13 protein-coding genes and 1 pseudogene are annotated in these 15,437 nt (G+C 30.6%); 4 read left to right on the forward strand and 10 right to left on the reverse strand.

Annotation, left to right across the window (positions count from 1 at the left end; genetic code table 4):
- Positions 1-24: 24 nt before the first annotated feature.
- Both TS70_RS00450 and tpiA read right to left on the reverse strand, forming a co-directional pair.
- On the reverse strand, positions 25-228 hold the full coding sequence (locus TS70_RS00450; protein ID WP_198049083.1) for a hypothetical protein: 204 nt from the start codon (positions 226-228) through the stop codon (positions 25-27).
- Between the two features lie 305 nt (positions 229-533).
- On the reverse strand, positions 534-1,271 hold the full coding sequence (tpiA, locus tag TS70_RS00455; protein WP_198049084.1) for a triose-phosphate isomerase: 738 nt from the start codon (positions 1,269-1,271) through the stop codon (positions 534-536).
- A gap of 117 nt (positions 1,272-1,388) precedes the next feature.
- Here tpiA and TS70_RS08230 point away from each other — a divergent pair, with 117 nt between their 5' ends.
- The gene (locus tag TS70_RS08230) at positions 1,389-1,745 is read left to right on the forward strand and encodes a rhodanese-like domain-containing protein (protein ID WP_040092780.1); all 357 of its coding nucleotides are present in this window, start codon (positions 1,389-1,391) and stop codon (positions 1,743-1,745) included.
- Here the strand turns inward: TS70_RS08230 and TS70_RS00465 are convergent.
- From TS70_RS00465 to TS70_RS00480, 4 genes are all read right to left on the reverse strand, one after another.
- Complete coding sequence (locus tag TS70_RS00465; protein WP_198049085.1) at positions 1,735-3,147, reverse strand: APC family permease; 1,413 nt, start codon at positions 3,145-3,147, stop codon at positions 1,735-1,737. The two genes, TS70_RS08230 and TS70_RS00465, sit on opposite strands and share 11 nt — an antisense overlap.
- A gap of 80 nt (positions 3,148-3,227) precedes the next feature.
- Positions 3,228-4,163: a DNA-binding protein WhiA gene (whiA, locus tag TS70_RS00470; protein WP_127092338.1), complete on the reverse strand. Its 936-nt coding sequence runs from the start codon at positions 4,161-4,163 to the stop codon at positions 3,228-3,230.
- Positions 4,164-4,234: 71 nt separating this feature from the next.
- Complete coding sequence (gene secA, locus TS70_RS00475) at positions 4,235-6,622, reverse strand: preprotein translocase subunit SecA (RefSeq protein ID WP_198049086.1); 2,388 nt, start codon at positions 6,620-6,622, stop codon at positions 4,235-4,237.
- Between the two features lie 91 nt (positions 6,623-6,713).
- Positions 6,714-7,172, reverse strand: a complete 459-nt coding sequence (locus TS70_RS00480) for an Lrp/AsnC family transcriptional regulator (RefSeq protein ID WP_198049087.1) — start codon at positions 7,170-7,172, stop codon at positions 6,714-6,716.
- A 267-nt stretch (positions 7,173-7,439) separates the two neighbouring features.
- Between TS70_RS00480 and argF the strand changes: the two are divergent.
- From argF to aguA, 3 genes and pseudogenes are all read left to right on the forward strand, one after another.
- A pseudogene (gene argF / locus TS70_RS00485) lies at positions 7,440-8,507 on the forward strand (ornithine carbamoyltransferase).
- A gap of 5 nt (positions 8,508-8,512) precedes the next feature.
- Positions 8,513-9,928, forward strand: a complete 1,416-nt coding sequence (locus TS70_RS00495) for an APC family permease (protein ID WP_198049089.1) — start codon at positions 8,513-8,515, stop codon at positions 9,926-9,928.
- A complete protein-coding gene (gene aguA, locus TS70_RS00500) occupies positions 9,921-11,009 on the forward strand; it encodes an agmatine deiminase (protein WP_198049090.1) in 1,089 nt (362 codons plus the stop codon). Before TS70_RS00495 ends, aguA begins: the two co-directional genes overlap by 8 nt.
- Before the next feature lie 37 nt (positions 11,010-11,046).
- Here the strand turns inward: aguA and TS70_RS00505 are convergent, their stop codons facing one another.
- From TS70_RS00505 to hprK, 4 genes are all read right to left on the reverse strand, one after another.
- Positions 11,047-12,282 carry a phosphoglycerate kinase gene (locus TS70_RS00505; RefSeq protein WP_198049091.1) on the reverse strand — a complete coding sequence of 412 codons (1,236 nt, stop codon included), beginning with the start codon at positions 12,280-12,282 and terminating at the stop codon, positions 11,047-11,049.
- Between the two features lie 65 nt (positions 12,283-12,347).
- Positions 12,348-13,289, reverse strand: a complete 942-nt coding sequence (gene trxB, locus TS70_RS00510) for a thioredoxin-disulfide reductase (protein ID WP_040094230.1) — start codon at positions 13,287-13,289, stop codon at positions 12,348-12,350.
- Complete coding sequence (locus TS70_RS08235) at positions 13,273-14,478, reverse strand: prolipoprotein diacylglyceryl transferase family protein (protein WP_198049092.1); 1,206 nt, start codon at positions 14,476-14,478, stop codon at positions 13,273-13,275. The genes trxB and TS70_RS08235 overlap by 17 nt, the downstream gene beginning before the upstream one ends.
- A 17-nt stretch (positions 14,479-14,495) precedes the next feature.
- Positions 14,496-15,419, reverse strand: a complete 924-nt coding sequence (hprK, locus tag TS70_RS00520) for an HPr(Ser) kinase/phosphatase (RefSeq protein WP_198049093.1) — start codon at positions 15,417-15,419, stop codon at positions 14,496-14,498.
- Positions 15,420-15,437 lie beyond the last annotated feature (18 nt).

Consider the following 15,437-nt stretch of genomic DNA (forward strand, 5'->3'; position numbering starts at 1 on the left):
TATTATTCCAACGCATTGTGATTATTAGAATCAATATCAAATTGAGTTGATACTAGATAATTTACTTTCTTTGTTATTTTTTTTTGCTTTACCATCACTAATTTCAAATAAGCGTGATCCAGCCTTAAGAGCTAGAGTTATAACCCTTTTACTATAATTAGCAGAATGTTCATCTGGTTTTACTGAAACATTAACATCATTAAGAGTAAGAACAGTTCCATTTAACAAATTAATAGTTTTTTAACATAATTTACCATCTTTTACCAAATTGCCTTCCTAAAAAACAAGATTTTTACTATTATACAAAAAAACAATAGAATAAGTTTGAGAAATTATTTAATTTCTCAAACTTATTCCTATTTTTAAAAGCTTATAATTTTAATAAATTTAATTATAGTTAAAAATAGTTAGAATCTAATTAATCATTTTTCAAAATAAAAGTTATATTTTTAAAATATAACTTTTTTTATTTTAACGCATCGGATTCAAAAACAAGAACTGGCAAAAATTATTCAGTCCCTTTTTATTCCTCCTTATTTTACTAATCCTAAGAAAGTTTGTGGTTCTAAACTAGCTCCCCCAACTAAAGCACCATCAATATCAGGTTGTGCTAATAATTCCTTAATATTATCTGGTTTAACACTACCACCATATTGAATTCGAATTACACTTGCTACTACCTCATCATAAAGCGCAGCAATTTTAGTACGAATTATCGCACAAACTTTTTGAGCAATTTCAGCAGTTGCTGTTTTTCCAGTTCCAATTGCTCAAATTGGTTCATAAGCAATAACAACTGTTTTTGCATCTTCCAAATCAATTCCCTGAAAAGCTTTTGCAATTTGATTTTCAACAATTTGTTGAGTTTCATTATTTTCATATTGTTGTAATGTTTCACCACAACAAATAATTGGAATCATTCCCTTTGCTAATAATTTTTTTGCTTTTAAATTAACAGTTTCATCGGTTTCATTAAACATTTGACGACGCTCAGAATGCCCAATAATAATATGTGTTATTTTTAAATCTTCTAACATATCAACTGAAATTTCACCAGTAAAGGCCCCAAAATCTTCATAATGACAGTTTTGCGCCGCAATAATTAAATTTTTGGCATGTTGTTTTGCAACAGCTAAATTAACATATGGTACTGCTACTCCTGCTTCTAATGTCAGATTAGCACAAGCAGCATCAACTTGTTTTAAAAATTCAATTGTTTCACTCGTTGTCTTATGCATTTTTCAGTTTCCAATAATAATTGGTTTTCGCATTTTTTTCCCTCGTTTCTTTTCTATAATAACATTTTAATTATATACTTAAATTTTATAGATTTCCTAGTAAAATAATAACTTTCTTAATGTTATAATATATTACAAAGAGGTGAAAAGATGTTTTTTTCAGCATTTCAAATGAAATACAATACAAAATCAATTAAAAAATTACCAAAAATTAATAATTCTGAAAAATGATTAATTATAGATGTTCGCCCAAAAGAAGAATGACTTGAAAGTCATATTACTAATAGTATTAATATTCCTCATCATTTGTTCCGTTTAATTTATTCAAAAAAAGTTATTAAAGATAAAAAAATCCTTTTTATTTCAAGTGCAGGTCATTCACATCTTGACTTATATCGTTTGCTAAAAAAACATAATTTTAAAGTTTATATTTTGATGGGCGGCTGAAAAAAAGTTCACCACACTGATGAACTTGATAAAATCTTAACTTATAACCCTATTGATTAATTTTATTAATCATTGGAGTTTTTATTTGGTATGGAACTGGAGGCGCTGTTTTGCTTAATAATAATTCATTAATTCCTCACAAAATTAAACTTCCTCCAACAATAATTATTAAACTATATAAGGTATTGTGATTACTTTTAAAAGCAACAAAACTATAAATAATATAGCAAATTGAAACTACTAACAAGAAGATCGCAAAACCAGCATAGTAATACATTCCTTTTACTTTTGTTACTTCAACCCGCTTTGTATAACGATTTACTCATACTGCAACAATTAAACTAATATAACAAATAAAAGCAACAAAACTAACAGCATTTGAAGAGATATCTAACAAATAAAGCGGATCATCTTTGACTGCTAAACTAGTTTCCATAATAATTAAGTTAAAACTAACTGTAATTGTCATTTGAATTAAACCAATTTGTTGATAACTTAGTTCTCTTTTACCAATGTAGACAAGACGTTCATCTTGAACAGTTTGTCCCAATGCTGGTGAAACAAATGTTAAACCGTTAATACTCATTAATGCGGTAATAACAATAAATCAAGTTAAAATACGAGCAATTGGTCCACTAATAATGTTATTAAATAAACTAAAAACACTTCCATCATTTGTTCCTAAAAATAATGAAATAACTTGAATCAAGTAAAAAACCGTAATAAAAACCATTGCCACAAATAATGCTTTTGGGACAACATTTTTGTTAGAAACTTCTTTTTGTAATCCGGCGGCATAAATAAAGCCATCAAAAGAAAATAACACCGGCAAAAGACCCATAAAGAAATTCCCAAATTTTAATTCTTTAAAAGTATCAAACACGTTACCACTCATTGGAATAATAAATCCAAGAATTAAACTTACCACTAGTGGAATAAATTTAACAAAAGTCCCGATTGTTTGTACTCATTTTCCAACATTTCGTAAAAAAATATTTAATAAGTAAAACAAAATTAAAAGAATACTACCCACACTAATTGCAATTGCATTTTGTGTTCCCTTCGTAATACTCGTTACTTCTAACGCATCAAACATTGCATTAATACTAAAAATTGGAAAAATTCCTAGTAAGATTGGAAAATAAAAAAATATATAAAAAATTGAAAACAAACTTCCAACCTTACGACCAATTAAGACATTGGCTCATGATGCTAATGTTCCATTACCACTCTTTGTGTTAATGGAAGCAATTTCAATAAAAACCATAATCATCGCAATTCCTAAAATTCCAACTAAAATTCATAGGGCAATTGCTAAATATGGATTTTGAGTAAAATATAAAACATGGCCCTCAGAAGTATCATTTTTTAAATAAATCCCAATTCCGATTGTAATTCCAACAGCCGTTGAAAAAACAGTTAAAAATTCAAAGAACTTAACATATTTTTTCGTTTTTCCCATAATTTTTTTCCTCCATTTTCAAATACATAACCTTCAATAAACATATCTTATAAAAAAAGATAAGTAAATTATAGCATATCTTATTTTTGGTTTTCATAATATTTTTTCTTAATTTCACGGAACAAATGATTAACTCCCGACTTTGAAATTTCTAAATTATGTTCACTTTCTAATAATAGTGAAAGGTCTTGTAATGATGCATCAGGATAAGCAACCCGTAATAATGCAACTTTTCGAGTATTATCATTTAGTTCATCAAATAAATTATGATCCAACAAATAATTAATCATAACGGCCTGTTCTTCTCCAGCTTTCATTGCCTTCTGTTGATTTGAAATCTCAACATTATTTAACCGATTAATACTGTTTACCATATCGCGCGAAATGCGGGTATTTTCAAATACTAAAACACTATTAATTGCATCAATTAATTTTAGAAAATCAGAAACTAAAATTGATTTCTTAAGATAACAAACATATTTATCATGTCGCATAATTATTTTAAAAGGAAAATGAAATTTATGTAATAATTTACGAAAAGTTTGTGCGGAAATTTCATCAATAAACTGTACCTCTAAGTGATAGTTACTTGTTTCAGGGGAATTAACACTACCACACGCAACAAAAATCCCCGCAATATAAGCACGTTGTTGACGTTCACTTCAATCAACTGGAATTGTAATAATCTTTTCGTTAGTGTCAGCGTCAAAAATATTTAAGTCTTTTAAAATTTCAGCTGCCCGTTCTTTAATCCGCAGAATAAACGTTTTATGTTTCTTTAATTTTGTTGTTTGCATAATAATAATGTCAATTTCAACGTGGTATAAGTTTTTAAGAAACATATAAATTGTTCGAATAATTGCGTTACTAATTGAACTAACTTCAAAATTAAAATAATGGTTACTAATATTTAATGTCATATTATATTTAACAAAACCACATAGAAAAGCTTTTTGACAAATTAGGTCAAATTCTTTTTTAACAATTTCCTCTTTAACTTCTAACGCAAAACTCATTTTTATCCCTCTTTTAATTCTCGTTTAATAGTACAGAAAAAACCACTAGCTTGGCATAGTGGTTTGGACAATTAACCTTTTTGTTTAAATTCGCGAACCTCTTGTTCAGAATCTTGTATTGGTTCAATTCCCCCATCCTCAACTTTTCGGATTACAACATTTGCTAATTTAATAACAACTTCATGGGCAATTGATAATTGCATATGTTCAAATAATTTTGCCGCTTCTTCAACATAAGCATGAAGCGGATTAGTTTGGGCATAACTACGTAAATAAATCCCACTTCGTAATTTACTTGCTTGATCAATGTGCTTTGTTCAATATTCATCAAACGAAGAAATAATCGCATTTCGTTCAATTTGGTTCATCACATCAACAGGAACATCTTCTGTTCGCGCCCGATAAAAGCCATTCATTTTTTCAGCAAGATATTTTGCAACTTCCTCTCGCGTCATTTTTTCCATTACTGTTTTATCTAACACATTATTTGCAACAACTTTATCATTAACACCTTTAATTAATTCATCATAATAAATAAATCACTCACCATGTGATTGATTTCCAAACATTTTTGTTAAATCATATGCTGCTGAATACTGCATCTTTTTAATAATTGGTTTTAAATCAGTAGCTGTTAAGATTTGATCACGACGAGCATACATTGCTTCACGGTGTTGTGCTAAAACATTATCATAATCTAAAATGTGTTTTCGTTGATCAAAATTCATTCCTTCAACTTTTTTTTGTGCATTTGAAATTGCTCTTGTTAACATTCGTGATTGGATAAAGTCTGATCCTAATCTTGCAAAAATGCGGCGTAGGCAATCACCACCAAAACGCATCATTAACTCATCATCCATTGCAACATAAAAACGCGAAAATCCGGGATCACCTTGTCGTCCTGAACGTCCTCGTAACTGATTATCAATCCGACGAGCTTCATTTCGTTCAACACCAAACACGGCCAAGCCACCAAGTTCTGTTACTCCTGCACCTAATTTAATGTCCGTTCCCCGACCAGCCATATTTGTTGCTAAGGTAATTACCCCCTTTTCTCCAGCTTCCGCAATAATATCCGCTTCTCGTTCATGGCTCTTAGCATTTAACATTTCAAATTTTAAATTAGCATTTCGTAAATAATGCGAAACAATTTCTGATGATTCAACCGAAGTTGTCCCAATTAGAATTGGTTGTCCTTTTTCATGTAAAGTCAGAATTTCTTTCATCATTGCTTGCATTTTTGCATCACGATTTGCAAACATATAGTCTGCTTCATCACGACGAATTAAGGGGCGATTAGTTGGAATCTGAATTACTCGCATATTATAAATTTTAACAAACTCTTCTTCTTCTGTTTTTGCCGTTCCGGTCATTCCACTTAATTTATTATATAAACAGAAAAAGTTTTGATAAGTGATTGTTGCCATTGTTACTGTTTCTTGTTCAATTTCAACATGTTCTTTTGCTTGTAATGATTGTTGTAAACCATCACTATATGCCCGTCCAGGCATTAACCGTCCAGTAAACTGGTCAATTAAAATAATTTCATTATTTTGAACAACATACTCAACTCCATTTTTAAAAACAAAGTTAGCTTTTAAAGCATTTAAAATTAAATGATATAATTCGGTATTTTTAATATCAAATAATGAATTAATTGAAAAAATCTTTTCTGCTTTTGAAATTCCCTCTGGCGTTAAATACACTTGTTTTGTTTCTAAATCAATTTCAAGATCATTTTTGCGTGCCAATGATTTTGCAAAATGATCAGTTGCTTGATATTGTGGAATTCGATTTTGGTGACCTCCCGAAATAATTAATGGTGTTCTTGATTCGTCAATTAAAATTGAATCAGCCTCATCAATAATAGCATAGTTTAATCCGTGTTGTACTTTATCACTAAAGTTTTTAACCATATTATCACGTAAATAATCAAACCCTAATTCAGCGTTAGTTGTATAAGTAATATCACAACTATAGGCTTTTCTCTTTTCATCTTTATTTCCACTACGAGTATTTAACCCTACTGTTAAACCTAAAAATGAAAACACTTGACCATTAATCTCGGAATCCCGTTTTGATAAATATTCATTAACAGTAACAACATGGACTCCTTTCCCAGTTAAACCATTTAAATATGTTGGCATTAAGGCAGTTAAGGTTTTCCCTTCCCCGGTTTTCATTTCCGCAACATCACCTTCATGTAGAACAATTCCCCCAATTAATTGAACACGATAAGCATGCAAACCTAAAATACGACGCGCTGCTTCCCGTGCCACCGCAAAGGCCTCAACTAAAATGTCATCTAATGTTGCACCTTGTGCTAATTTCTCTTTAAATTCAGCTGTTTTTGCTTTTAATGCTTCATCAGACAATGCTTGCATTGCTCCATCTAAGGCTATAATCTTATCTGCTATTTTTCCATGTTTTTTTACAATATTACGGTCGCTAACTGCCATGCAACTATCTCCTCTATTCTACACAATTATAAATAATCATTTTTATTCTATCATAAAAAATAATGTTCGCATAATTATTGCACAATGTTAATTAGCGATAATTCTTATCCTCTGGTTTTCATGAATAAGAATCTCATAAAATCTCACTTATTAAATAATACTTAACATCTAAAACACCAGGATAACTCTCTAATTCACTAATAAAATTAATCATTTCTTTTCCTGACTGAAACCAACATTGAATTGCAAAGTCTTGGTCGTGTCAATGACGTGATGAGTATGAAACATAAATTTTATTATGTAATCATTCTTGTAAAACTTTAATATCAACATCATGCTCAATTTTAAAAAAAATATCAACAAAATTAACATAACCAAAAGCATTTGGGTTAACAATACAAATAGGTTTAATAATATTTTGCCCCATTAGCTTATTAATTCGCATACGAATTGTTTTTTCAGAAATATTAATTGTTTTACTAATTTTGCGTATTGAAATGCGACTATCTTTTTGCAACTGCCCAATAATATCCCATTCTATTTCATCCAATCTAATTATACTATTACCTCTCAATTTTAATTAAAAAAACAAAATAACCTGATTTCATTCCAATAGGTCCTTATTTTAACCATTATTTTATAATTAAAATGTTAATGCTACTGATTAAAATCCTTTAATGTCCTTTTTTATGCCTTAATATTAACTTATTTCCGAAAAAAAATCCATTTTTTCCTAATTAATTATAAAATAATTGGAATCTTAATTTGTAAAATGTTGCGAGAAAAATATAATAAAAGCAAAGAAAGGAGAATTACAATGAATCAATTACGACATTTTATTGATACACAAGATTTTAGTAAGAATGAAATCTTGGATTTATTAACGCTAATGAAAAAACTAAAAACTGCTCGTTATAATGGTGCAATTCCACCCTTATTACAAAATAAAACATTAGCAATGATTTTTGAAGAACCTTCAACAAGAACAAGGGTTTCTTTTGAAGCAGCAATGACATTATTGGGCGGACATACACAATATTTAAAACCTAGAGAAATTCATCTTGGCCAAAAAGAGTCTCTTTATGACACAATTAAAGTTTTATCACATATGACTGATGGAATTTTAATTCGGGCTTGAAAACACGAAACAGTAACGGCAATTGCCAAAAATGCTGATGTTCCTGTTTTTAACGGCCTAAGTGATTATAATCATTCGACACAAGCCTTATGTGATTTATTTACGATCTTAGAACACACTGACCCAACCTTGTATTTGAATAATGACTTTAGCAAATTAAAAATTGTTTTTATTGGTGATCGAACTAATGTTTGTAGTTCGTTAATGCACATTACGACAAAAATGGGAATGAACTTTGTTTATATTGCCCCGAAAAAATATCAATCACCACCAGAGTGAATTGATATTGCCAAAGCAAACATTAAAGAAAACAATAGCGGTAGTATTTTAATTACGGAAGATTTAAATTATGTTAAAGATGCCAATATTATTTATACCGATTTATGATAATGAGTTGACCAAGAAGATGAAGCAGACGAACGTGTAAAAGCCTTTAAACCAACTTATCAAATTACTAATGCCCTAATGGCAAAATCGGGATTACAAGCAAGATTTATGCACTGTTTGCCAGCTTCACGAAACATTGAAGTTATGGATGAAGTTATTGATGGAACTCAATCAATTGTTTTTCAACAAGCTGAAAACCGTTTAACTGCCCAACTGGTCTTGTTAGTTTACTTTATCTATCCACGCCTCGATATTGCCACAGAATCTACAAAAATTTATCATAGTGGTGATATTACTAGTTGATTAGATAATATTCAGTGTCCGTGAAAACAACGTTATACTTTTAATCATCAAGAATAATCTTTATGAAAACAAAGAAATTAAAAATAACTGATATTATCCTTTTTACCTTTAGTGCCATTTTTGTCCTTGACTCATTTGCTGCTGCTGCAAAAATTGGATGATCATCAATTATTTATTGATTTTTACTCGCAATCTTTTATTTTCTTCCCTATGGTTTTATTAGTGCTGAATTAAGTTCTACCTTTGGTGCTGAAGGTGGAATGTATGTTTGAGTGAAAAAAGCGTTTGGACGAAAATGAGCTGCACGAACAAATTGGTTATATTGAATTAACGTTGGACTATGAATGTCATCTGTTTACTTAGCTTTTTCAAGTACCTTATCATTTGCCTTTTTTAATAATACGCTAAACTTTTGAATTCAAATTGGAATTGCCTTATTGCTAACTTGAATTATAATCGTATTAAATTTTATTCGATTAGAGAAACTAAAATGAATTCCAAATTTAACATCAGTCGCAAAATTAATTGTAACTGTTGCCTTAATTGTGGGTGCAATTTACTGATTAGCAAATGGGCATCCAGTTTCAACTCTAATTAATGATGCAAAATTTGGTTTTTTACCTTCCTGATCAACAGGTGTTATCTTTCTGCCAGTTATTATTTATAATTTTTCTGGCTTTGAATTACAAAGTAATGCTACTGATAAAATTGATAATCCCCAAAAAACAATTCCAAAAAGTATTTTAATTAGTGGAATTATTATCATTATTTGTTATTTAATTGGAACCGCCGCTGTTAACATTATTGTTAATGTTAACCACCTTGATGAAGCAAATGGAATTATCCAATCAATTGGTGCTGCTTTTAAAGCACCATGAATCACAATGATTGTTGCTATTTTTATCTTGTTTACTTTCTTTGGAACAATGCTTACTTGAACATCTGGCGCAAACTTAGCAATTAAAGAGGCGGCTGAAGACGGTGAATTTCCAAGCATCTTTGCTTCTAAATTAAAAAATGATACACCATTATGAGCATCAATTATTACCGGTATTATTTCAACTATTGTTATTTTAATTGGCGGAGCAATGCTATCAGCAACACCAAATGTTGCAAACCTATTTTGAACCTTATATGCTTTTTCATCGCTGATGTTTTTAGCCCCTTACTTTTTAATCTTTCCTGCCTATATTAAATTACGGCTTAGCAAGCCTAATATTGAACGGTCATTTAAAATTAAAGGACCCCTATGAGTTCAATGAATTATTGTTTTACTTCCAACCATTATTATTATTTCTGTTATTTTGTTTATTTTTGGTAGTATTATTGTTAAGAATGACACCTGAGCTTTCAATAGTGGCGGACAACACGTTACCTTTTGTATTGTTGGGAGCATTATCGTCATTATTGTTGGAGAAATCTTAATTAGTTACAACAAATGAAAACATAAAAAAGGAGGAACACAACAACATGAATAAGTTATTAAAAACAATACCGCAAGATGATGAATATTATATGCCCGGAGAATTCGAACCACACCAAGGCTGTTGAATGGTTTTCCCGGAACGAATTGATAATTGACGAAAAAATGCTGAGCCCGCACAAATTGTATATGCAAAAGTTGCTAATACAATTAATAAATATGAGCCTGTAAGAATGATTACTTCGCCACGAACAAAAGAAATTGCCAAAAAATTATTGAATCCAACCATTAAAATTTTAATCTTCGAAAACGACGATGCCTGAATGCGTGATATTGGTCCAGCCTTTTTAAAAAACAAAAGTGGTAATGTCCGTGCCGTTGATTGAGTCTTTAATGCGTGAGGAGGTTTAAATGGTGGCTTATACTTTCCATGGGATAATGATGATAAAATTGCCGCTGAAGTATGTGCTTATTTAAGCATTGATCGTTATCGTACTTCGTTTGTTTTAGAAGGAGGTAGTATTCATGTTGATGGTGAAGGAACCTTATATACGACAGAAGAATGTTTATTAAATCCTAATCGTAATCCAGATTTATCAAAAGCAGAAATTGAAGCAGCTTTAAAACAATACTTAAATATTAAAAAAGTAATTTGATTACCCTACGGAATTTTCAATGATGAAACAAGTGGCCACATTGATAATATGTGCTGTGTTGTTAAACCAGGAACCGTTCTCTTGGCCTGAACTGATGATCAAAATGATCCCCAATATGAACGTAGTCTTGCTGCCCTCAAAGTGCTAGAAACAACAACTGATGCAATGGGTCGTAAAATTAAAGTAATTAAATTGCCAATTCCAACACCAATGTATACAACAAGAGAAGATACTAGTGATATTGTTGACAAAGAACATGTTAAAGCACGATTAGAAAATACCCGCTTAGCTGGTAGTTATGTTAATTTCTACATCACTAATGGTGCAATCATTTTACCAATCTTTAATTTAGCAACCGATCAACAAACAATTGATATTATTAGTACTGCTTTCCCACATCATAAGATTGAAATAATTTATGCTTATGAAATTTTATTGGGTGGTGGAAACATTCACTGTATTACACAACAACAACTTTAACAAAGAAAAAAACGACAATGTTGTCGTTTTTTATGTCCTATTTATTTTGAACAGCTTCAATTCCCGGTAACGGTTTACCTTCCATATATTCTAGGCTTGCCCCACCACCAGTTGAAATATGGGTGAATTTATCTTTATAACCCAACTGAATTGCAGCAGCCGCTGAATCACCACCACCAATTAGGGTAAAAGCATCTTTTAATTTGGCAATTGATTCACAAACAGCTTTTGTTCCAATACTATAGTTACTAAATTCGAACACTCCCATTGGTCCGTTTCAAGCAACTGTTTTAGCACCAGCTAACTCTTTTTTAAACAACTCAATTGTTTTTGGCCCAATATCTAAGCCCATATAACCTTCATCAATCTCAACTCCGTTAGTAACTTTTGCTGGAACATCAGCAAATTCTGGTGCTTCTAACGCATCAATTGGTAAAATAATTTTCCCATTAGCTTTTGCTAAAAACTCTTTTGCAATATCAATTTTATCAGCTTCTAATAATGAATTTCCAATGTTATGACCTTGGGCGGCAAAAAAAGTATATGCCATTCCCCCACCAATTAAAATCTTATCCGCTTTTGTTAATAAATGTTCAATTACACCAATTTTATCTGAAACTTTAGCCCCACCAATAATTGCAACAAATGGTTTAACTGAATTATCAACTCCTTGTGATAACATTTTTACTTCTTTTTCAACTAGAAATCCTAAGCATGATTCCTTAATATTTGAAGCAATCCCGACATTTGAAGCATGAGCACGATGCGCTGTTCCAAAAGCATCATTAACAAAAACATCACCTAAACTCGCTCAATATTTTCCTAATGCTGTATCATTTTTACTTTCACGTTTTGCAGTTGCATTGCCATTATCATCAACACTAACTTGCCCATCTTTATCAAGAATGTCAGCAAATCTGGTATTTTGAAATAAAATAACATCTTGTTCTTGCATTTCATTAATTGCTGCTTCTAATTCTTTTCCTTCAAAAGCATCAACAAATTTAACTGGTCGTCCTAACTTTTGTTCCAAAACTTTAGCAACCGGCGCCATGTCACATTTTTCTAAATCAGCTACTGTTTTTACTTTTCCCAAATGTGAAAATAAAATAACTTTTGCCTGATGCTCTAGCAAATATTTAATTGTTGGTAATGCTGCTGTGATTCGATTATCATTTGTTACTTGCCCATCTTTCATTGGCACATTAAAATCAACTCTAACTAAAACTTTTTTCCCATTAATTTGAACATCTTTTAATTCTTTTTTATTCATAATAACTACTTTCTCACTTTCTTTTGTGCTTTATCTAATATATATCTTATCGTAAATTTTTCCTTTTAACAGCAATTATCAAGATATTCTAAGGCAAATTGCGCTGCTTTTGCCCCGTCACTAACAGCTGTTGCAATTTGACGCAATGTTGTATTCGTCACATCACCAGCTGCATATAACCCCGGCACTTTTGTTAAACATTTATTATCAACAATAAAGTATCCATTTTCATCTAAGACATCTAAATTTTTTGCAAAATCACTAATTGGAATTGCACCAATATATGGAAAGACTGCGCTAACTTCTAATTCTGTTATTTCATCAGTTTTAACATTTTTGACAACAATTGCTGTTACCCGATTTGCATCAACATCTTTAATTTCTGTTACAATGCTATCAACAATAAAATCAATTTTAGGGTTAGCCTTTGCTTTATTAACAATGTTCATATCCGCACGGAATTGGTCACGACGATGAATCAAATAAACTTTATTAACAAACCGTGCTAAATACATTGCTTCTTCAATTGCAGCATAACCACCACCAACAACAACGACATCTTTTCCTCGATATAAAGCACCATCACAAACAGCACAGTACGAAACACCACGACTATTTAATTCAATTTCCCCAGGAATTCCCAATTTTCGTTCAACAGTTCCAGTTGCCACAATTACTACTTTTGCAAATAATTTTTTACCTGATAATAAATCTAATTCAAATAAATTATCTTTTTTAGTAATATTTGTTACGCGTTCTGCTAAATAGGGAATATTTAATTTTTGGGTTTGTTCAAACATTTTTAATGCTAAATCTGGGCCTTGAATACTATCAAACCCCGGATAATTTTCAATTTCACTGGTTTTTGTTATTTTTCCTCCTGGAGCCCCTTTTTCAATCATTGCAATCTTAGCCATTGCCCGTGCCCCATAAATTGCAGCAGTTATCCCCCCTGGTCCTGCACCAATGATTAATATATCATATATTTCATTAGTATTGTTTTTCATACAATCATCCGCCTTTTCTTCATTTCATAACAGCTATTCACTGTGCAAATAATATTAAAATTAAACCAATCCCAATCATTAAACTAAGAATAACATAATCAAGGATCCGCATATTTTTAATAAATAAATCATGATCATCACGTTGTGTTTCTAAAATTATCCGAATAATATTATAACCAGCAAGGTACATTCCTGTTTGGATCCCACAACGGAAAATCTTTAATCGATGGGGATTTTCTACTTTTTCTAACTCTCGTTTATCAGCTTTTAAAATTTGTTTTAAACGTGCACCGTGATATTTAAAGTAAGTTTTCATTACTTGTTTTTTTGTCATTTTATGTTTATTTTTAAAATAAACTTTTTTTAAATTTACCTCCTGTGATAGGTTATTGACTATCATTGGGTCAGGTTTAATATCATAATATCATTTTGCTCAAATCCCTTTTCACGATAGTTTCGTAAAATCGGGTTCTTCTTTTTTAAACCGTCAATAATAACTATAACGAAATATTAATGGTAATGCAATCACAATTAAAATTCATAATAAAATATTAGCAAATGATTCATATAAAAAAATTGGTTGAAAATATTGCACATTATTAAAATCAGTTGGATCAACAGGACCACCACCAATTCCGACCGCTTGTGTTGGGTAAAAATTATTTGGGATTGGATCAGGAACATATCATTTAAACAAATTGTCGCGAATAAAACTTGGTAGTCACATTAATTGCTCTCGTGCAACAGCTGCTCCCAATAACTCATGATTAAAAAAATTACCTCAACGCCCAATTGCTTGTGCTAATAAAATATTTGGAACAATTAAATCAGCATAAACTCAAATGGAAATATTATGTTTCCGTGATTCAAATCCAAATCAAATTCACCCGGTTATTAAACCAAAAATTAAACCACCATGAATACTCATTCCTGGTTGTCAAAACGCAAATAACGTAAAAAAGAAAATTGGATTCTTAGCATCGTATTTTCCAAAAAAACTAGCTCCTAATAAAGCAATTGGTGAAATAACAAAGATTCCTAAATATAATCCTTGGGTGGGAATATGGCGTTTACGAAAATTAACTCACAACAAAATAATTGTAATTGCAAAGCCACAAAAAATTAAAAATCAATATGGTCGAAATCAATTCCCATACGTATCATGGGCAATTCATGTTCCTAAATTCACCAGCCCTACTCCTTTTTCTATTTTGAATATTTTTTAAAACGATCTTGTAATGTTTTCATTGAAGAGATACCAGCTGCTTCTAATTTTAATTTTGAAACAGCTGTTTCAACTAATTCACTAACATTTCGTCCATACGTAACGGGAATTGTTACAATTGGAACTTGTGTATCTAAAATTTTAATATATTTATATTCTGAGCCAAGACGGTCGATTGATTTATATTGCTCATCCTCAAGATGAATCAATTCAATTACTAAATCAATTGTTGTTTCATCTAATAAAACTTGTAAGCCATAAATTTTGCTTAAATCTAAAATCCCTAAACCACGAACCTCAATTAAATTTTTTAACATTTCATGTGATTGCCCATACAACTTATTATTTCGTTGTTGAATAATAATCCGATCATCACCAACAAATAAATGATTTTTTTTAACTAATTCTAATGTCATCTCAGATTTTCCGATGCCAGATTTTCCTTTTAATAAAATTCCTTTCCCAAAAATATTAATTAATGACGCATGTTCTTCCACTATTGGAGCAAAGTGTTCATCAAAAAATTCTAGGACAACTTGATACAAACGACTTGTGGTAATATTTTTTGCTAAAACAACCGGACAATCATGCTTGTCGGCAATTGTTAATAATACTTTATCCGTAAACTTTTCTGTCAAAATAATCATTGGAATGTTTTCATTTAAAATATATTCATAACGTTCTTTTTTTATCTCATCAGTTAATGTATTAACAAATAATTGCTCTTTATTTGATAATAAAACTACCCGACGGTTACTATTATTTTTTTCAAAATCAAATCCTGCTAACTCTAACCCCGGACAATTAAGACCATAAACTTTAACTTCACGGTTAAGTCCTTTTGCTCCTGCTAAAACTTCATATTCAAATCTATCAACAATATCTTTTACAATAAACTTTTCCACCCTAAGTTCCTCCTCGTA

Origin of the sequence: Spiroplasma sp. hyd1, from assembly GCF_016082235.1 — a bacterium.
Classification (GTDB): Bacteria; Bacillota_I; Bacilli_A; order Mycoplasmatales; family Mycoplasmataceae; genus Spiroplasma; species Spiroplasma poulsonii.